This window comes from Paenibacillus sp. Root52 (assembly GCF_001426865.1).
GTDB lineage: Bacteria > Bacillota > Bacilli > Paenibacillales > Paenibacillaceae > Paenibacillus.
In genome coordinates this window covers 475368-496130 of sequence record NZ_LMFO01000029.1, presented here as the reverse complement: position 1 = coordinate 496130, position 20763 = coordinate 475368, and the positions used below count along the sequence as shown (strand labels likewise).

Here is a 20763-nt window from a genome sequence, read left to right as displayed (position 1 = left end):
GTCATTCTTGATTTGCGATCTAATTTTTGCGACAAACACTAACAATGGATGAATCCAGCGGGGTAAAAGGCGTTTTATCCCAGTCCGCATATTGATGTTCAATAGTAAAGTTTTGACTCGCCAGCAGATCATGAAGTGTAGCATTGTCTGTAAAGCGACAAGCGATTCGTGAAGTTGTTTGCCTAGAACCCCAATCTCGAATTGTGACCCAATGCATGATCTGGTTGGCTGCATCATACGTTTGGGTTCCAGATACCTTAACTGTAACCCCATCGATATCGACGAATGTTCCCCAGCTCTCTTCCCCTTCATTACTTAGATCACTGCCCTCAGGATTACGTGTTTCAAAAACAAACAGACCACCCGGCTCCAAAAGTTCGTGAACGGTATGTAGTAATGCCTTCTGATCCTCACCGCTCAAAAATGCCTGAAACGCGTTCCCTGTCAAATAGATCATTGCATAACACTGATCGGATTCGAAAGTGCGAGCGTCCGCCTCAATAAACTCCACCGGCAGACCTTCAGCCTTTACACTTGCATATGCCAGCATTGAGGCAGCTATATCTACACCAGTGATATTGATCCCTGCACGAGCCAGATGAATCGTTGTCATGCCCGTACCACAAGCGAGATCTAGCACTTTCCCAGGATTAGATCTTGCCATCTCCAGATAAAAATCGTGTTTGTTCGTCTCACCGCCGAACTCAAGGTCATAATTCATCGGATCTCGGTACTCTTCAAGGTTGTTATGGTTGATCAATAAAGCTCATCCTTCCCCAAAAAAATGATTTACAAAATCAATTATACTGCATTACTATGGTTTACATATCGTAAAGGTTAACACTGTGTAAACAAAGGAGAAATATACGTTCATGGGTACATTGCCAAAATCTGTTCGTTTCCCGCTTTTGATTCTAATGTTAAATCTGTTTATCGCTTTATTAGGGCAGGGTATGCTTATCCCCATATTGCCAGAGTATTTGAAGTTATTTCATGCGGGAGGTACAGTCGCTGGATTTTTGGTAGCTGCCTTTGGGGCGGCTCAATTTTTATTTTCACCGCTTGGTGGACAATGGGCTGATCGCTTTGGTCGCAAAAAATTAATCATTGCCGGCATGTTTCTCTCCGTTGTTTCGGATATCATATTTGCCCTATCCACGTCGTTGCCGCTTCTATACATCGCACGTTTTATTGGTGGAATCAGCTTAGGCTTGATGGTTCCAGCCAACCTCGCATATGTCGCCGATATTACGACCCCAGAGACGCGTGCCAAAGGGATGGGCTATTTCGGTGCAGCCATGAATCTGGGTATGGTTCTCGGACCTGGTCTTGGCGGCTTCATCGCTGAGATGGGCATTCGTATGCCCTATTTCTTCGCGGCTGGTCTGGGGCTTGTCGCAGGTATGCTTACTCTACTTCTGCCAGAGACATTACCTCCGGAGAAAAGAACCCTTCCTCAGACGAAGGAGAAAGGTAATCATCTGGGCAAGCACATCTGGAGCTCATTTCAAGTTCCTTACTTCAAGTATTTGCTTCTGCTTCTCGTGATGACCTTTGGTCTGATGAGTTATGAGACTGTATTCTCTCTTTTTGCAGAGCAAAAATATGGCTTCGACGCTGCAACGATCTCCATTATTATTACCATGGGAGCCATCATTGGTATCGTCGTTCAGATCTGGCTGCTTGATTGGTCAGTGCGAAGAATCGGCGAAATCAAGCTTATTCGACTCTCTCTAATTATGGCGCCGATTGCACTACTACTTATGTTAATTAAGGTCAACTTAGTGTATCTCTTGTTCGCTTCTGCGTTATTTTTTGCTTTTAATGCATTTTTACGGCCGTCAGTCAGTACACTCATTTCCAAAAACGCCGGGGATCGACAAGGATACGCTTCGGGTTTAAATACGACGTATTCCAGTTTAGGTACTGTATTTGGGCCACTTGTTGCAGGACTATTGTTTGACAAAAACTTGAACTTCCCGTATATTTTTGGTGCAATTATGCTTCTTGCTGCACTATCGCTAACGCTCAATGCACGTCGGTCCAAGAAAGGATTACAAACTACTAGTGAATGAAAACTGGCATCAACAGATTAGAAATAAACATCGTGATGACCTGATCGCAGCAGGCAAAGAGCTCTTTTTGAAGCACGGACTGCTTCAGGTGAAGATTAAGGACGTTTGCTCCAAGGCAGAGCTAAGCCGCGTAACCTTTTATAAGCACTTTCAGTCGCTCGATGAGCTGCTTCTCACTATTCAAATGCAATTGGTTGTGAATTTAACGGATCATGTTAGTCTCTCAGGCAGTACAGAGTTAAATGGTCGTGAACAGCTCGAAGCCATGCTTCATGCCTGGATCAGCTTTGCGCGGAACCATCCGGATCATATCCGATTCATTCAACTATTTGACATCAACTATGAGGTGTATGATTTCACTCCTGAATTGAGAGAAACGTATGATCGATTCAATCAGATGGGTAAAGAAAATCACTTTCTGTTAGATGTGCTTAATGCAGGGGTCGCTGACGGCAGCATTAAGCATGCCTCTTCTCTACTTCAGCTTGCTCAGTTTATATTCACGGTGATGATGGGTGCACTTCAGAAGATGGTCACACGGCGTTCAACTGAACTTTCTCCACCGAATGAGCAAATGACGGAGCAATTGGTGGGCATGCTGTTGCGTTACGCTTGTAATGAGGACTAACTTAGAGGACTTACCGAATAAAGATATTTGAGTCTGAAAAGTTTAGTAAACAGACATACGGTTATTTAGGCTATCAGGTAGGTTCTGATAGCCTTTATTTTATTTAATCAAATCACTCTTATCAAGCAGATTGTCCTATCCAAAACTTGATAACAAACACGACTATAGATAGCAGGATCGGTATAATCCAAGCCAACGAACGGATTCCGGCAGTAGCACCAGCCCTCTTCGCTCTTACTCCCGTCTCAGGATGATCAAACCGAGTATATAACCATCTGCAGATCATGAAAGTAATGAATGAGGCAAAACCCGTCAACAGCAGAATGGATAGGCTCGGTCCTTCAGAAGTAGTAATCCCCTCCAGCATATCTCCTCCCTGGATGTATGAGCTAATTACATACGTGGAGTTCGTGATCATATGAACAATAATGCCTGGGATGATGGAGCCTGAGCGAATGACGATGATAGCTGAAACCAGGGCCGCTCCGAATAGTTCAATTAATCGGTAGGGGTTGTCGTGGAACAAAGCGAACAGAAAAGAACTAACCATTGCTGCGAACCACAACCCCCGTTTGCCATAACCGCTCAGCAAAACGCCCCGAAACAACAACTCTTCACAGATCGGAGGAATGATCCCGATGCTTAATAAGAGAATACCTAAGGAAAACAGAGAGTCCGCAATCGGATAATGCGATGTTGCATAAGAAACCCCTAACCATTGAGAGACAACCTCGGTAATCTGGTGGAAAAACAGCAAGATAATCTGACTTAGAGCAAATATCAACAAAGACAGGATGATATTCCGCAAAGAAACTTTATGTAGCCTAAATGCAGTTCGAAGAGATATTTTTCGGTATCGACACCAGATCACAGCTGGTATCACGTTGAGTACGATTTGACCAACTGCTACATATGCGAGAAATAACATTAGATTATCGTGATGTGGACTGCCTTTCGAACTAATCCACGCCGTGAACAAAATGCCCATGACATAGGACACAAAAAAGATCCATCCAGCACTTCTCATCGTCAGTTGGTTCATCACTTCAGTTCGTCCCCTAGTTATCATTCAGATACATCTCTGGTATGACAAATCTTTTCATTGAGCGAGCAGGATCGGCTGTAAATTCGTTCAAACCAAGCACCCGGTATTCTTCTAAAATACGTTCGAATATGAGTGCGATAATGGTACAATCTGCGAGTGCATCATGTCTCTGAATGCCTTCTGTATGCAAGCTATAGTATTGAATCAGGAAATCCGTAGAGATCACTTCCGTTATCTCAGGATGGATGTATGTAAACATAGCTTTGGTATCCAGCACATCATTGTTAAACATCGGCAGTCCATACAGCTCACAATGACGTCTTAAAATCGGCAAATCATATTCATATCCCGCTTGTGTTACAAGCACACGATCTCCGATGAAATCGGTAAAGGCATGAAAGGCTTCTATAAATGAGGGAGCCGTTATCATATCCTCATTGGTAATGCCCGTTAATTGCGCAACGGCTTGCGGAATCGGTTTTTCTGCACGTGATAATGTCGAGAATGTCTCATGTAGTTGGTCACGATTGTTGAATAACATCGCTCCAAATTGCGTCACACTTTCTCGATCAGGTAGAATACCAGTTCCTTCGAGATCAAATATGCAATAGGTTTGCCCCTGTAAAGGTGAAACGTCTATATCTTCGATGGTGTATGTATGATTAAGAAATGTAGTTTTCATTACTATCTCCTCTCTACTTCTAAGTATTAGGGCTCCCATAACCGACTTACGTACATGAGCTTATGATCTTTATTAAACTCCAGCTTATAAATATCTGGCATCGAGGTGCTTCCCCAGAAGCCATAATCATAGGATTCGTCATAATAATTGAAGATCAGGGTCATTACATCCCCATGTGTGCCGATCACAATCTTTTGCCCAGAATGCCGTTCCAAGATGTCTGATATTGCTTGAACTGCACGCTGCTGAGCTTGAATGCTGGATTCACCACCTGGAAAGGCGAATGAGCGATCTTCGTACAGCTTACGCTTAGCTGATTGAAAGTTGGTATGCCGCACATTGGAACTGGATAGCGCACGCTCACGCAAGTCTTCAATGGTTACGATCTCAGCTCCCACTTCGCCTGCCAGCCTTTGAACGGTATCCAGCGCGCGCTTATATGGACTTGAATAAAATAGATTAATACTCTCATGAAGAAGTAAGCATGAGACCGTCTCGGCATCATGCTTACCTTGTTCTGTCAATCCACGTTCACGTTCTAGCCCTTCCACATACTCGGATTCTGCGTGTCTTACAAAATACAACGTCGTCAAGACATCGTTGCTCATGCATGTGTCAATCCCTTCTCTTCTCGATCACGATTAGGCAGGTGCTATCTGGCAGTGAAGTCTCACGCCCTTGTTCATCCATGAATTCAATTCGTCCGCTAAGTGCTTCTGTGTATCCCTGTTGCAGGAAATGCTGCAATGTAATGATCTGCGCTTCATCGCCCAACGCCTCACGAATACATTGCTCGTAGGCAGATGGTGTAAATACGCCAAATTGCTCCTGAATCTCGTGCACATAGGCTTCCTCACCCCAAGTGTATGTGTACAGAAACTCCATCGCATCATTGATCGGAAGCAGCACCTCATCCTCAGACAATGCTTCATACGTTATCTTCCGTCCTTGGAAGTCCTGCGTATATCGTTCCAACCAACGTATCCCGTCAGGCTCAAGAAACCGAATGCGACGCATCTGATCTACAGGTTCGGACATGATGCCATCACGGATAAGGATGCGCCCACCAGGAGATAACACGTTAAACGAGCTTTGAAGAGCAGCAATCACCGTATCCTGATTGAATTTTCGACCATCCTGTTCAATATAGGAATACAATTCATGTAGAATCGATGAGAAAATTACAGTATCCACCGTCCCTGGCTGTACGTATTGATGCAACTGAAGTGCATCCCCTTTCATGACCTGCCAGCGATGACCTTCCAGCTGCTTCTTACGCTCTAACGCTTCAATTACATTTGTTGAGATATCAATTCCAATCGGCTCCAGCTCAGGCTTCTCCTGTTCAATCAAGTCCAGTAATACCCCACCACCTGGGCCGATATCTAACACCCGTTTGCCTACCATATAATCGAGCAGAACTTTTTTGTAGTCACCCGAGCTATTCATATCTGCAAGATACGTCTCTTCATTATGAAATCGATCATAAGCATCACGCCGTAATCCAAACAGATCAAATAACAGCAGCACAGCCTTGTCATACAAGGGTGATTTCTCTGCTTCAATACAGAAGGCAATTAACTTCTCGGCAGCCGGCGAAAATTCAAAATTCACAAATACGGTATCCGGTAATTCAGGATTGTGCTCTACCCGATGAGTCAAATGAGGATATACGATCTCTTGATCTGATTCAATCTGCGCCCATGACCACTGATCCAGATACTTTTCAATCATTCTTTTCTTATACACATTCAGTTTCTTAACGCCTTTGTAGTCGTAATACATGCTGTTCATCAAGGGTTCGAAGCTAATGTGTTGAACTAGCGAAACAGGACGTTCGTCGGTAGGCGTGGTAACATTAGGCGCTAGTGATTGGATCGGGACTCGATGTATGGTCAGCAGCAGAACCTTAATCATCTCCTGCAATGAAAAGTCCTGCAACGCGGACTCTACATACCACAAGGTTCGGTGTTCTAATGGCAATAGTGCCTGTTCTATATCCCACTCAGCTTGTATTGCTTGATAAGCGGAATATACATCCTCACCTCTGCGGATTGAAGCACTTCTCAAACGAGACAACCGCTCCTTCATTGCCCAATCCGGATGATCTGGCTCCGTCACAACCCAGCCTATAATTTCTTGCACTTCGCTACCCACCTGTTGCCACAATTCAGAATTAACGCCAGCAATAATGCATTCGTTCAATGTCATGAGTATGGTATGAAGCTCATTCTCTGACAGCCACCCTTTTGTAATAAACGCATGCAGCGGTGTGTTCTCAGCAAAAGGAATTTCCCCACGGATATACTGACCCACGAGTCCGTGGGTTGCAATTAGCGTTCGAATAATCTCATATCGTGTCGTGTGATGATTGGTGTTGTGACCCTTGCTGTGGTACAGATCGTACAATTGTGCAGAACCGATGTTATGCACGAATAGATTGATACCCGCTCTCTGCCAAGCACGGCGTTGGTTCATCGATCCCGCTTTAGCAATTTCTGACCAAGCCAGCACTTCCTCCACAATTTCACGCACCCAAAACGACACTTCAAGTCGATCCAGCACCTGAAGCGTGCGTTCCACATAATCCAAAACGAGATTCGTTTCTTCAAGCTCCGCTATCGAATGAATACGTTCAAGATTAATGTTCACTTGCTCTGCTTCCACAAGCAGTTTCAGCCAGGGCTGCTGCTCTGCCTCTATGATGTGTTCTGATCTGAATAATTGAATGGCTTCTAATGATTGCAGCATACAACTTTCACCTCGTTATGTAATGTCAATGAATCAGTCTAACAGAATCAGACGATCGTGTATAAAAGTAAGCACTCGCTCGGCCTCTCGTTCCGATAAGTGTTCATCCAGTCGAGCAGCTGCAACAGGTAAGACCCACGCGTCTATGTCCTCCCAACGTAAGCCGGAGATTTGTAAATAATGTTGGATATACCGATCTACCAACGTATTGCGAGATGCCTCGAAACCTAACTTCATCGTAGGGTCGACATCTTCAGGCAATGATCCGCTCATTAATATTACCCAACTCCGAGCGACATCACCCGCTGGATCGCCCGACATCCCTGTCATCCAGTCAATCAACCAAAGTTGATCTTTGGCTTCACTATACATGACATTATCATGGTGAAAGTCCCCATGACAAATCTGCTGGCGCTCAGGCAGGCTCGCTATATACATAATAATTCGTTCTTTATCTTGATCTGACAGGAGTGGAGCACGGTGAATTGAACCTATCAATATCTCTTTCTGTACTGGGAGCGTTCCCTCATGATCAGCTAGAGAATGTAGATCATAATGACAACGTGCCAAACGCGCTGACAGCTCCTCAATTAATTGAGCCTGCTGGATCATAAGCAACAACATTGTACTACCCTCAATCCGCTCGAATACGATGCCGTTACGTCCCTCACTTTCCACAAACGACTCAACTTGAGGTACATTTAATCCCTTTTCACGAACTAACTTTGTAATTCGAAACTCTCTTTGAACCGCATCCAATGGATAACCCATTTTGTACAGCTTCATAATTTGAGTAGGCGAATATTCATATACATCAGCGGTGTTACCTTGACCTAGTAGTCTCATGAGCGTCTCTCCCCAACTAACCGTGTTATGAACCGTTTACATTAAAATGTAAGACTACAGGCTTCAGCTAAGAATATGATTCGTCGCTTTCGTTAAGCTTTATTGCTCAACCTCAAAAATAGAATCAATAATCAAAGGCAAGTTATCTCTGACAGACACGGCTCCAAATACAGAACGAGCATGAACCCCGCGTTCTTCAAATACATCCATCATGAGATCCGAAAAGCCATTCAGCACTTTGTGATGTTCCTGATAAGAAGCAGTAGCGTTAATAAAACCTTGCACTTTGATGACACGTTTGACGCGATCAAGTGAGCCGAGCACGTCCTGAACGACAGCCAAAACCTCAATGCCTGCATTTCGAGCAAAATCATATCCTTGCTCTGTTGTAAAATCTGCTCCCAGCTTGCCGCGTTCTTCCGTGTTTGGCCCTTTGCCTGATACGTACATGATTCCATTCACAATGACTGCGTTTGCATACTTGGCTGCAGGTGCACTGGCTTGTGGCAATACAATACCTAATTGATTCAATCTCGTCTGAATCATTTTCATCTCTCCTATGACATCGTAATGATTGATAAACATCTACTCATTCCTAACTAAGATAAATATTAGCATATTTTTCCTTTCCATCGTACATGATGTTTTACTAAAAGAAAGTCAGGAGGACTACTACATAATATGTAATTTCGCTGTATCTTTAAATTAATATAAATATTATTTCTTACCAATTGGAGTATCCATATTGTAATTCCATTTATTTTCTAATAGGATAGATTGAAGACATGTCTTAGTTGATTGAAATTATTCTGCTTTTATTCGATAGGAGGCGTAATGATGAGTGCACCTTTATTTCGAGATCCCATTTATGACGGTGCTGCCGACCCCGTTGTTGTATGGAATCATGTGGAACAAGCGTGGTGGATGATCTACACCAATCGCAGAGCTACGGCAGGCGGCCCCAAGTTCGCTTGGGTTCACGGTACAGATCTAGGCGTAGCTTCTTCATTGGATGGAGGACAGTCTTGGACATATCGAGGTACCTTAACCGGCCTAGAGCATGAGTGGGGACATAATACGTTCTGGGCACCAGAGATTTTTTGGCATGATGGAATATATCATATGTATGTCAGCTACATCCAAGGCGTACCTCATGATTGGGCAGGTCATTCTCGCCACCTCTTGCATTACACTAGTCCTGATCTGTTGGCCTGGACATTCCATGGCACATTGAAGCTTAGCTCTGATCGTGTCATAGACGCTTGCATCTACCCACTTCCTGATGGACGCTTTCGCATGTGGTACAAAGACGAAGCCAATGGTGCTCATACCTATGCAGCTGACAGCTCTGATCTCTATCACTGGGATGTCATTGGCCCTGTAATAACAGGTTCAGCTCATGAAGGCCCTAATGTGTTTCGATTCCGCGATTCGTATTGGATGATTGTGGACGAGTGGCGCGGACAAGCCGTTTATCGCTCGGATGATCTAGAGCAGTGGGAGTGGAACAATCGGATTCTCTATCAACCCGGAGTTCGAATGGATGATGGTGTAATCGGTCTGCATGCTGATGTGGTTGTTCAGGATAACGAAGCCTATATTTTCTATTTTACTCATCCTGACCGTGTTGAAGGTGTCGACCATGCTAGTGAGCCGGCTCGTCGTTCTTCGATTCAAGCTGCCAGGCTTGATGTCGTTGATGGCAAGCTCATATGCCCAAGAGACGAGGAATTGAACATTCGTTTGAGGCCAGAAAATGAGCTGCGACACAGCCCCGTATAATTAACAACAAAAGCCTAAACGAACCTGACTACAGGCACGTTTAGGCTCTTCCTCTTTTATCCATTATCTCCGATAAGCTTCTTATGTTATGATCAATAACTCTATCCATCTACGAGAATACATATATATAAGGGAATTAACGATGCATAAGATAAGATCATCAAGATATATGATCGTGCTATTGTCTGCACTAAGCCTGATTATCCTGGCAAGCTACGTCTATGATTATCATGAGCTTCGAAACCATATCGAAGGATCTGCGAACCTTTCATATCATAACATCATCCTAACCATGACTGCTTATCATCAAGAGCTTGATCATTACATTCATAGTCATGATTCCACTAACGATACGAACCTCTACCTTCTCGAAAATAATATCAAAAACATCTTCTCTACTTATGGTGTAACGATTAATCTAATTGACGGCATGGATAAAAAGCTGTACCTAGAGCAGCATTCCTTGTTCAAATTGTTTTTACAATTGCTACCACTGAATTATGCGGATTGTTCCTTGCAGGAACTGAGGCATCTTAGTGGGCAAACATCAATCATTATTGGAGAGCTCCAGCGTCTGAAACAAGATACTCCATAATATATCATGCGGTGCAATCTAACTCTCCTCCATTGTAATCAGGGAAGCTAGCCTATGCTTTACGTTCCCATGCCGGATGACGATAAAATTCGATGGTATCGATAAAGTTCACCGTATAATGCTCTTCAACCTCCGCGAGATTCAGCAATTTACGGTCGATCTCCTTCATGCCCATCACGACATCATGTCGAAGGAGATCCATTGCAATTTTGCCAACAAAACCACCATCAAGTTCCTTATACTTTATACGAAATTCTTCATTGTAGATCAGTTCGGGTGTGAAGGATGCCTCTACAAAGGCATTCACAAGTGTAAGTACATTCTGTTCAATCTGCACAGCAATATAATAATTTCCACGGTCATCTCGAATGAGATCTTTGTACATTTCCACGATCATTTCAATCACTCCTTATGTCTGTTATCCAATTGGTTGTTAATGAACATGGGCTAACCTATACTCACCCCTTGCCCCCATCCATTCATATATTAGGTATAAATGGAGAACGGAGGACTACTTATGAACAGGAAACCGCTTCATACGGGTAAAAGCCTTCAGCAACGATTGTCTGAACTTCAAGGAAAGCTCGCAGAGCTTAATGCTCCCCTGTCTGGTCTAGAGCCAGGTCGCATCTCGCGTGTATACACACGACATTTTATTAAAGTCAATCGGCAGTTGTTCATTCCACTTAGTCTTTATTCCATTCGTGTATTTGATATTCCTCCAACTTGTCGAGGTGTTCGTGTAGGAATTCGTACGGTCTTTCCGTCAGGAAATGAATTCAACAATATCCGACTGGTAGGTATAGGCCGAGATTACCTAGAACTACAGGGCAAAGGAAAATTCCCTTCCCGCATCCTGTTTCCCCTGAGCCAAGTGGAGTCCATTTATCGGTCAACAACACACAGAAAAAAATAAATACCACTGGCTGATTGTGAGATCAAAATATCAGAGCAGAGCTGAAGTATAACTTTGAAATTTGGTTCAACTCATGATGTATTGCTTGGCGTTCATAGACCATAAAGAAAGCGGTGAGGAACAGAGCATTCTCTGACCCACCGCCTGTACATACATTATTACAACCTGCACGACTATAATTCGAGCCTAATTAAAGTGAGCGGTGTGGTTATGGACATTTAAATCCCCGTCCACACGTCCTTCGCGTAGCGCCCCTCTTGTTGTAAGCGATCGAGCCATGCATCAGCTTCTGCTGCTGTATGACCACCCACCTCAGCATATGCCTTCTTCAGCGTATCTTCCACATCCGGCGCCATCTTACTACCATCACCGCAAATGTACAAGTGTCCGCCTTGTTCCAACAGAGGTATTAACTGATGAGCGTCATCCCGCATTAAATGCTGTACGTAACACTTCTCTTGTCCATCGACGCGGGAAAAGGCTGTATGCAGCTGAACGAGTTGTTCCTGTTCCGCCTTTTCAAGTTCATTCTTGTACAAATAATCATGCGCTGGATTTCGACATCCAAAGTACAGATGACCCTCACCGACTTGTTGCCCTTGCTGCTTCATAACATGACGTGCTTGAAGGAAACCGCGGAATGGCGCAACTCCTGTACCTGGCCCAACCATGATCACAGGAACCTCCGCACGTTCTGGCAATCTGAATCCTGACTCAGGTGTTCTAACGAACATCACAACCTCTTCACCTGGCTGGAGGTTTGCAAGATAGTTTGAAGCAATGCCTTTATATTCTCCTTGTCCACTCCAAGCTGGCGCACGTACCACACTAACCGTAATACTTGCTTGTTCAGGCTGCACACGTGGTGAACTGGATATGGAATAATATCTGGCTTTCAAGGACGGTAATAGTTCCAAGAATCGTTCAAACGGTAATTCACAAGCTTCATATTTTAACAAATAATCCAGCATTGAAATCCGTTTATTCCGTACTTCTGTCATGTATACGGACTCGTCCAATAGTGCCTCAAGCTCCTTCTTATGAGGAGGACACACCGTATATGCGGCTAACTCTCGCAATTGTGCTCGCGTTGCTGCTTCCTGAAGCTCAACACTGTGGCTCAATAGATCATACAAGTTGACTGGCTGATGCAATGGCAGATGAGCCGCACTCCGACCTGATGCATCTAGAACGAGATGCTCTGTACCTGTGAAGCCGTATCGCTGAAGTACAAGCTCTACGAGCTCTGGAGGATTCTGTGGCAGAATACCCAGATGATCGCCTTCTTCATAAGTGATCCCTTCTGGTAGCTTAATCTCCAGATGGCGTGTACTCCGCTCGCTTCCAGCATCATGGAGCTCCCGATTCTCTAACACCTGAGCAACATGAGCATCATACGTTTCGGCAAGTGGCGTAACAGCGAGACCGCTGACGAACTGCACGGATAACGAGCTACGTTCGCTATTGGAGCTTATGTTGAGCTTCAGACCCATTGTGCGAGCAAGATCAGGCCACAACTGTTCTGTCCAATCACCTACCTGTTTCTCGAAGTCACCACTCGCATCACTTTCGCCAATTGGTGATACACGTTCTGCACCTTTCGAAGATAGTTGCTCATCGATTAAACGAGGGATCCGTTGATATGTGCTCGCCCAGTTATGGTCTCCGCAACCAAGCACAGTGAACTTCACACCTTGGAATTCACCTGCATCAGCATGCTCTATCCAATCAATGAAAGCTTTAGCATTGCTTGGCGGCTGTCCGTTATAGGATGCACTAATGATGACAACGACGCCTTCCTTGGGCAACTTGCCTACTCGATCATCTAGCGCAGCAACCTCACTTCGGAAGCCCTGATATCTAGCATTATCTGCAATCTCGCGTGCAATGCCTTCAGCAGTACCCAGATTAGAGCCATACAGCACAAGCATAGGTGTGTGATGGGCATTAACAGCATCTGGCTCTTTTTTCTTCGCTTGAGTCGTCGTTTCCTCCATAACCACGCCTGGCACAGCCATCACTGGTTGTCCTCCGCGGGCGCGAACACGAATCGTGAAGTTATCAGGCTTAAGTGTCAACGTCTCTTTTACTTTCAATTGATAGTCCGCATGATCGATCAGTTCAAAATGTTTCAAGACCATGCCCAGCACTAACGTAGCTTCTTGCAGCGCAAACTGCTGGCCGATACACGCACGTTGACCATTACCAAATGGTTTGTAGGCATCATGTGGTACCTTACTTGGATCTTCGAAACGTTCTGGTCGGAACTCCTCGACGTCTTCTCCCCACGCTTCCACATCCCGATGAAGCTTCGGAATTAGAACACTCACACTATCTCCTTTTTGTAGCGGATATTGCCCATCTAGAACGGTATCTTCCTTCGCATATAAGGAGAACGCTGGAGCCGTTGGCCACAGTCGCAGCGCTTCGTTCAACACCATACGTACATACTTCAGATTACGAACCTGATTGTACGTTGGAACTGGATCTTTCAATATTTGATCGGCTTCCGCTTGAGCCTTGGCCAGCTTATCCGGATTCTTCATCAGATAGTAGATTGCAAAGGATAACAAACCACTAGTTGTCTCATGACCAGCAATCAGGAACGTAATGATCTGGTACCGAATATTTTCGTCGTCCAGAGTCTCCCCAGTCTCGGGATCTTTGCCGCTGAGCATATGAGACAACAGATCGTCTGCCCCTTCTTGTGGCTGCTCTTTGCGCTCGGCAATGATATGATCCACCAGTGAGAACATGGAGCGTATGTCCTGCTCGAACTGCTTTTTCTTCGTAATCATTAATTTGTCTTGCAGACGTAGACGCTGGAGTGAACTCATGGATTCATCCAGCGCACGCACCATACTTGTAATGAACGGATGAGGCTCTTCCCGGTAAAAGCTATTAAACCGATAATTGAAGCCACACAATCCAATCGTGTCCAGCGTCAAGCGTGTCATATCATCAGGAACATTCACCGTCTCATCCGGATTCAGACGTGACCATTTCTGAACTAACTGCACCGCTAGATCAATCATTTTGTTGTGATACCCTTGCATTGCACGCTGGCTGAAGCTCGGAAGCAATACATTATGAGCCTTTTTCCAATTCGGCTCCTCCGTCCAGCTCGTGAATAAGCCATCTCCTGCAAAAGCACGCACCTTCGCCAGTGGTGCCCACACTCTTTTATCAAATTTGGATTCATCGGTTACCTCGGCTACGAGCTTATGGCCTGAAATATATAGCTCGCTTCGTCCGGGATAATCCATACGGAAGATTGGGCCGTACTCCTCTGCTATTTTGACTAAAGATTGTACCGGCTCATCAAAATTTAATTGCGGCAGATTCCCCAGTGGACCAAAGGTTTTGGGTTGTGGTACTGAAATTGATGACATCATGCTCACTCCTCTTTCCAAGTAATGAGTACTACAAGAAATAATGACTTCCTTAGACAAACCTAACTCACGATTCATACATTAGGTCTAGCCGCATAACTTCATTCTCTGCAAATATTCACATTTAATCCAAATTACCGAAAAACAGCAATCAGACTAACTGACCGAATTGGTATAACGGTCATTTTAGAGTAAAAAAAATGAGTCTCCACTCAGGGTATTTATGAAATGATTCGATAAATGCCCTTTCCTTCTCTCTTTTACCCTAACATTTCCAGCTCTAATCTTCAACAGTCTCAAAGTCATAGGACCATAGGTGCGTGTTCAAAAAGGGTGGTTTTCAGTACCGAGAAGATGGGATGAAGCTAGAAATGGAGAAGCGGAGCGTAGATTAAGCTACATGAGCAACTACATGTTTCCGAAGGAAACAAACTTCGTAAGCATCTACTTATTACTTATTGCGGATGAATTCCATATCGGGTGCTGAGAAGCCGTTAGGCATCACTCGTAATCAAAAGTAGACTTTTTGAACAACCTCTATAGAATAACAAAAACTGCCCTTAGCAGACGATTAGCCGCTTCCAGGCAGTTCCGAAATAACTTTATAAAGCTCGATATACTGGGGTCAATAGCAGTTAGCCCATAATAAGTCCATAGACAATACCCGGTCCGTGTACACCGATGGTCAGATCGTTTTCAATATCCGACGAACGGCTCGGGCCTGAAATAAAATGAATACCCGCGGGAAGATTTTCTCGTCCAACGTCATCAAATCGATTCAGCGTTTCACCTAGTCTTGTGTACAGGCGTTCCACCGGAATAATAATGATTAGAACCGTAGGAAGCAAACTAACCGATCTTCCTTTTTCGGGTGAAGACAGCACGGTAACAGATCCTGTATAAGCTGTCGCATAATCTGCCATAACTACGCCGATATCCGCTTCTGCAGCACGTGCTCGCCAGTTCTCATCCGATTTCGTATTCCAGACAGATATTTGCACATCGGGGAGAGCTTGTTCGAGTCCCAAATCGGTCATCGCTTGCTCATTTTGTCTAATGAGATATTTGGCACCAAGCTCATTCGCTTTTGTTGTAATAAACTGTGAGGCTTCCTCTAAATTCTGAACGCGAGCGATATGCGCTCCCACACTCACAAAGTTTTCAGTAAACGCCTGAATACGCTTCTCCTCATCCCACTCCAGCTCATTCCAGAACGAAGGCGCACCACGGAACGGCTGCGTTGGAGCATATCTCTGTCTGGGTCTTCTTAATTTGGAAGCAATGTCATTCATGAAATGCTCCTGCTGCTCACGAGACTTCTTCTCTAATTGATCCAACCACTGCTGGTGTTCACTACTCATGCTTACCGCCTCCTTCCGTACGTTCACGCAGGATCCGCTCCATGCGATTCTGGACGGATGCATCCATCTTCTTCGGCTCCAGATTCATTTCTTGATCCAGCTTGTTCCATTGTTGCCGGAAGGAACGTTTCGCTAGACTCGGTGCAACCCGGTAACTATTCCATCCTTTTAGCGGGCCGATCTTAAGTGATATACCGTCGTTACGTACAACTGCTTTCTGACCCAACTGTCCGAGACGTAAGGCCGCGCTGAATCGTTTGGAATTGGATACAACCGCGGCGAACCCTTTCATGCCTGCACTTTCAAGCTTGTTGCCATGACCTTCTTCCACCTTGCGTCTACGTAAATACACGAGCATATCATGGAGCGGAATTTTGACTGGGCACGCCTCATAACATGCTCCGCACAAACTTGAAGCACTTGCAATATCATTCCATTCATCAATGTTGCCATTCAATGCTGGTGTCAGCACAGCACCGATTGGCCCACTATATGTTCCCCCATAGGCGTGACCACCGATATGACGGTAGACCGGGCAAGCATTAAGACAAGCACCGCAGCGAATACAGTTCAGCAATTCCTGAAATTCTGGGTCACCGAGTTGAAGGGAACGACCGTTGTCTACTATAATAATGTGCATTTCATCTGGGCCATCCCCATCTTCACTACGACGAGGACCGGTTATACCAGACATATACATCGTAAGCTTCTGACCTGTTGCCGAACGTGGCAATAGCGTAGCCATCACTTCCAGGTCTGTCCACGAAGGGATAATCCGTTCCATTCCCATCAGTGTTATTTGTGTTTTGGGTACCGTGGATACCATCCGAGCATTACCTTCATTTTCGAATAGCACCATGGATCCTGTTTCTGCGATAGCAAAATTACAGCCTGTCATGCCAATCTCAGCTTCAAGGAACTTCTCACGCAGCTTTTTGCGAACAAAGCCAGCAAGCACGGTCGTGTCCGGCTCTAGAATTTCGCCTGCTTCTTTGGACAAGAGATCAGCAATCTGGTATCGGTTCTTATGAATGGCGGGAATAACGATATGAGATGGGGCTTCACCAGCCAATTGGATGATGTACTCACCTAGATCCGTCTCAATCGCCTCGATCCCTGCCGATTCCAAGGCATGATTCAAATGAACTTCTTCTGAGACCATGGACTTTGACTTCACAACAGACGCAGCATCATTATGAACCGCGATATCTAGGGCAATGGCAGCCGCCTGTGCAGAGGATTCTGCAAAATGAATATGAACCCCGTTTGCACGTGCATTATTTACGAACTCATTCAGATAATAATCCAAATAAGCGATTGTATGCAGACGAATCTGACGTCCACGCTCGCGCCATTCATCCCAGTTACCATGCTCCTCGGATGCCGACTTCTTCCCATTACGTAAACGTTCGGTCGTGAACCTTACGGCTTTACGTAAAAAATCATCGTTCAATGCTAGTTCAGCACGTTCCTTTACCGTAACATCCATTACACCTGGCTGGCTCATCCGGTCTGCACCCCCTCATACAGCAATTCGGCCAAGTGCATCACACGCACCGGTTCGTTGCGGTATCGTAGATTGCCTGCGATATTCATTAGACATGCCATATCAAGTCCAACTAATACCTCAGCATCTGTTTCTTTGATATGATCGACTTTCTCTGTAACCATCGCTCCAGAGATATCAGACATTTTGATAGCAAACGTGCCCCCGAACCCGCAGCAATCTTCACTGAACGGGAGCGGAACAAACTCCAATCCTTTTACCGCAGATAACAGAGCCATTGGTTCATCTTTTACCCCGAGCAGACGGCTACCGTGACAGGATGGATGATAAGTTACCTTATGTGGGAAATGTGCTCCGACATCGGTAATCCCTAACACTTGGACAAGGAATTGTGTAAATTCATATGCCTTCGCTTCAAGTCTTTTGGCCTTTTCCAGCCATTCTGGTTCATCGGCAAATAGTTCAGGATAATGATGAATCATATACGTACATGAGCCTGAAGGACACACAACAAAATCACTGTCATCAAACGCTTCCAAAATCGTTTTGGCTGCCACCCGTGTCTCATCCCAATAGCCACTATTATATGAAGGCTGACCACAACACGTTTGTACAGGTGGGAAATGCAATCGAACGCCATGAGCGGCAAGTAATCTAACCATCGCTTCTCCAACACGAGGATAGATGGCATCACTTAGACAGGTAATAAACAAGGAGACTTTCATGATTACGCCCTCCATCTCTTAAACAATCGTTAATTCTATGTTATATCCACTCATCCGATCCATGAGATCGTCTGCTAACGGCTGATCCGTGATGATTGCGTGAACATCGCTAAGCTCAGTTACACGAGCAAAGGCACGGACACCGAACTTGCTTGTGTCTGCAAGTAGAATAACTTGATCCGATATGGCAACCATCTTCTGCTTCAATCTAGCCTGAAGCTCATTGGACTCGCTAATACCTCCGCTCTCCAGATGAACGCCTTTGCAAGACAAGAATAATTTATCAACGTGATATGTCTCCAAGGAACGCTCCGCAAGCGGCCCTACAAAAGACAACGAACGTCCAGCCAACTGTCCTCCTGTGGAGATCACTTCGATTCGATCCTTGCTACTCAGCTCTGTAGCTACTTGAATCGAGTTAGTTAACACCGTAAGCGGGATATCTGGCATATTAGCGGCCATGTAACCTGCCGTTGTACTGGCATCTAGCAGAATGCGATCACCGGGGCGGATCATGGATACCGCCGCCAAGGCAATCCGTTTCTTTTCTTCCGCATGCGTCGTTTCTCTCACCCGATATGGAATCTCTGGTTGATCCTCCTTGATGCTAACCGCCCCGCCATGAGAACGTTTCAACCGTCCGGCTTGCTCTAATCGATCCAGATCGCGACGAATGGTTTCTTCCGTCACACGGCAATGTTCACTCAGTTCGGATACACGCATACTGCCGGTTGCATTAACCAACTCTACAATCCGGTCATACCGCTCTGCTGCTAGCATGTTACACCTCGCTCTCAGCTTGAGCCCGGAATGAATCTGTGATACGTATGAATCTGCAATACGCTTCTTCCCAAGTTGTCCTGTCATGTGGTTCATACGTTGTAATCGGGAATGAATCACGAATGGCTCTGCGAGCTTCCCAAATATCTTTAAAGGCACCACTTGCCATCCACTGCACCGCCATATTTCCGATTGCACTTCCCTCTGCGGGGCCAGCCCATACCGGTTTGCCAATTGAATTCGCTGTCCACTGACATAATAAACGATTCTGAATACCGCCACCCACCATATGCAATCCGTTAAAAGATTGTTTGGAGAGCTGTTCAGTCCATCCCAGAACTCTTCGATATTTCAGTGCAAGACTCTCCAAAATCGAACGAGCAATCGCGCCTTGATCTTGAGGTTGCGCCTGCCCCGTATCCCGGCAATATTTTTGTATGCGTGTCGTCATATCGCCAGCAGCAAGGAACAGATCATCATCCGGGTCAAAAAGACTCGCAAATGGCGTCGAGCGTTCTGCCTTCGCTAACAATTCAGCATAACTGATCGCTTGTCCTTGACGCTCCCACTCACGCATGCACTCCTGTAATATCCAAAGCCCCATAATGTTCTTGAGTAGTCGGAACGTACCTCCTGCCCCGCCTTCATTCGTGAAATTCAACGCCAAGCTCTCTGCGCTAATGGCAGGTTGATCAATCTCAGTGCCCATTAATGACCACGTTCCACAACTAAGGTAAGCAAATGATCGCTCCGTAGCAGGTACTGCTACAACAGCTGAACCTGTATCATGCTCTGCAACCGCAATCACCGGAATGGCGGAGATCCCCAGATCACTACATATACTGTTTCGAACCTGACCTATGTGCGTTCCCGGCATCACGACCTCACCGAATAACTTATCGGATATGCCAATATGCGCCAATAGCTCGCGATCCCATTGACCCTTTGTTGGGTTATATAGCTGAGTTGTTGTTGCGTTCGTAAATTCATTCACAGCTTCCCCTGTCAAAAAGTAACGAAGCAGATCAGGAATCATCAGAAAGCGTTCTGCTTCATTAAGCAACGGCGAATGATGGCGACGAAGTGTAGCTAACTGATATATCGTATTAAAACTAAGAAATTGAATTCCCGTACGCTCGAATATTGCCTCCGGTGTTAATTCTTCTTGCACCCGCTCCATCATGCCGCTAAACTGTGCATCACGGTAATGATACGGATTACCTAACAGTTCGCCATTACTACCTAGCAACCCATAATCCACAGCCCAAGAATCGATAGCCAAGCTCTCCGGCTGCTCTCCCGACTGCTTCACTAGATTCAATCCTGTCAGTAACTCATGATGTAACCGCAGGATATCCCAATGCATCCGCTCTCCGACCTTCACCGGTTCATTCTTGAATCGATGGATTTCGAGCGTCTCAATGCCTCGATCATTCAGATGCCCAAGAAGCGCCCTGCCACTGCTTGCGCCCAAATCATACGCCAGTACACTCACGGCTATATACCCACCTTTCTATATCATTGTATAATGAGGAATTTCTTTATCTGATGACTCTCTGTCAATCGCTGACTTCATTTTTCTGTACTTTGGCATGTATTTTGTTGTTTGTTTATTTTTGTTTTATACTGTTTAGCTTTATTTTACGAGTATATCATTGTTGTAAGCGTTTGAATACCC

General features: G+C 45.2%; 19 protein-coding genes. 5 read left to right on the top strand and 14 right to left on the bottom strand.

Translation table 11 applies throughout. The annotated features are described in order from the left end of the window. Positions 1-19 precede the first annotated feature (19 nt). Complete coding sequence (locus ASD24_RS23420) at positions 20-760, bottom strand: class I SAM-dependent methyltransferase (protein WP_235540767.1); 741 nt, start codon at positions 758-760, stop codon at positions 20-22. Between the two features lie 112 nt (positions 761-872). Between ASD24_RS23420 and ASD24_RS23415 the strand changes: the two genes are divergently transcribed. Both ASD24_RS23415 and ASD24_RS23410 read left to right on the top strand, forming a co-directional pair. Then, positions 873-2075, top strand: a complete 1203-nt coding sequence (locus ASD24_RS23415) for an MFS transporter (RefSeq protein WP_056701061.1) — start codon at positions 873-875, stop codon at positions 2073-2075. Then, positions 2068-2703 carry a TetR/AcrR family transcriptional regulator gene (locus tag ASD24_RS23410; RefSeq protein WP_056701059.1) on the top strand — a complete coding sequence of 212 codons (636 nt, stop codon included), beginning with the start codon at positions 2068-2070 and terminating at the stop codon, positions 2701-2703. Before ASD24_RS23415 ends, ASD24_RS23410 begins: the two co-directional genes overlap by 8 nt. Before the next feature lie 121 nt (positions 2704-2824). Here the strand turns inward: ASD24_RS23410 and ASD24_RS23405 are convergent, their stop codons facing one another. From ASD24_RS23405 to ASD24_RS23380, 6 genes are all read right to left on the bottom strand, one after another. Beyond that, the gene (locus ASD24_RS23405; RefSeq protein WP_235540784.1) at positions 2825-3745 is read right to left on the bottom strand and encodes a type II CAAX endopeptidase family protein; all 921 of its coding nucleotides are present in this window, start codon (positions 3743-3745) and stop codon (positions 2825-2827) included. A gap of 16 nt (positions 3746-3761) precedes the next feature. Further along, on the bottom strand, positions 3762-4430 hold the full coding sequence (locus ASD24_RS23400; protein WP_056701054.1) for a 3'-5' exonuclease: 669 nt from the start codon (positions 4428-4430) through the stop codon (positions 3762-3764). 26 nt (positions 4431-4456) lie between these two features. Continuing rightward, on the bottom strand, positions 4457-5038 hold the full coding sequence (locus ASD24_RS23395) for a histidine phosphatase family protein (protein ID WP_056701052.1): 582 nt from the start codon (positions 5036-5038) through the stop codon (positions 4457-4459). Between the two features lie 7 nt (positions 5039-5045). Next, positions 5046-7181, bottom strand: a complete 2136-nt coding sequence (locus tag ASD24_RS23390) for a class I SAM-dependent methyltransferase (RefSeq protein ID WP_056701049.1) — start codon at positions 7179-7181, stop codon at positions 5046-5048. A gap of 33 nt (positions 7182-7214) precedes the next feature. Continuing rightward, entirely contained in the window at positions 7215-8027 is an 813-nt protein-coding gene (locus ASD24_RS23385; RefSeq protein WP_056701047.1) for a phosphotransferase family protein, read from the bottom strand. Positions 8028-8126: 99 nt separating this feature from the next. Next, a complete protein-coding gene (locus ASD24_RS23380; protein ID WP_082560515.1) occupies positions 8127-8573 on the bottom strand; it encodes a RidA family protein in 447 nt (148 codons plus the stop codon). Positions 8574-8864: 291 nt separating this feature from the next. On the opposite strand from ASD24_RS23380, the gene ASD24_RS23375 reads away from it, so the two are divergent. Then, positions 8865-9809, top strand: a complete 945-nt coding sequence (locus ASD24_RS23375) for a family 43 glycosylhydrolase (RefSeq protein WP_056701045.1) — start codon at positions 8865-8867, stop codon at positions 9807-9809. Positions 9810-9951: 142 nt separating this feature from the next. Next, positions 9952-10404 (top strand): hypothetical protein, encoded by a 453-nt coding sequence (locus tag ASD24_RS23370; protein ID WP_156395529.1) that lies wholly within the window; start codon positions 9952-9954, stop codon positions 10402-10404. Between the two features lie 52 nt (positions 10405-10456). Here ASD24_RS23370 and ASD24_RS23365 read toward each other — a convergent pair whose 3' ends face one another. Beyond that, positions 10457-10801 (bottom strand): hypothetical protein, encoded by a 345-nt coding sequence (locus ASD24_RS23365; protein ID WP_056701042.1) that lies wholly within the window; start codon positions 10799-10801, stop codon positions 10457-10459. A 120-nt stretch (positions 10802-10921) separates the two neighbouring features. On the opposite strand from ASD24_RS23365, the gene ASD24_RS23360 reads away from it, so the two are divergent. Continuing rightward, positions 10922-11320, top strand: coding sequence for a hypothetical protein (locus ASD24_RS23360; RefSeq protein WP_056701040.1), 399 nt, complete (start codon positions 10922-10924; stop codon positions 11318-11320). A 218-nt stretch (positions 11321-11538) separates the two neighbouring features. Here the strand turns inward: ASD24_RS23360 and ASD24_RS23355 are convergent, their stop codons facing one another. The 6 genes from ASD24_RS23355 to ASD24_RS23330 all read right to left on the bottom strand — a co-directional run bounded on the left by ASD24_RS23355 (position 11539) and on the right by ASD24_RS23330 (position 20580). Further along, positions 11539-14715, bottom strand: a complete 3177-nt coding sequence (locus ASD24_RS23355) for a bifunctional cytochrome P450/NADPH--P450 reductase (protein ID WP_056701038.1) — start codon at positions 14713-14715, stop codon at positions 11539-11541. A gap of 632 nt (positions 14716-15347) precedes the next feature. Further along, positions 15348-16073 (bottom strand): LutC/YkgG family protein, encoded by a 726-nt coding sequence (locus ASD24_RS23350; RefSeq protein ID WP_056701036.1) that lies wholly within the window; start codon positions 16071-16073, stop codon positions 15348-15350. Further along, complete coding sequence (locus tag ASD24_RS23345) at positions 16066-17580, bottom strand: LutB/LldF family L-lactate oxidation iron-sulfur protein (RefSeq protein WP_056701034.1); 1515 nt, start codon at positions 17578-17580, stop codon at positions 16066-16068. The genes ASD24_RS23350 and ASD24_RS23345 overlap by 8 nt, the downstream gene beginning before the upstream one ends. After that, positions 17577-18305: a (Fe-S)-binding protein gene (locus ASD24_RS23340; RefSeq protein ID WP_056701033.1), complete on the bottom strand. Its 729-nt coding sequence runs from the start codon at positions 18303-18305 to the stop codon at positions 17577-17579. The genes ASD24_RS23345 and ASD24_RS23340 overlap by 4 nt, the downstream gene beginning before the upstream one ends. 18 nt (positions 18306-18323) lie before the next feature. Beyond that, positions 18324-19085 (bottom strand): DeoR/GlpR family DNA-binding transcription regulator, encoded by a 762-nt coding sequence (locus tag ASD24_RS23335; RefSeq protein WP_056701031.1) that lies wholly within the window; start codon positions 19083-19085, stop codon positions 18324-18326. A gap of 1 nt (position 19086) precedes the next feature. Continuing rightward, a complete protein-coding gene (locus ASD24_RS23330) occupies positions 19087-20580 on the bottom strand; it encodes a rhamnulokinase (RefSeq protein WP_056701029.1) in 1494 nt (497 codons plus the stop codon). Positions 20581-20763: the final 183 nt, after the last annotated feature.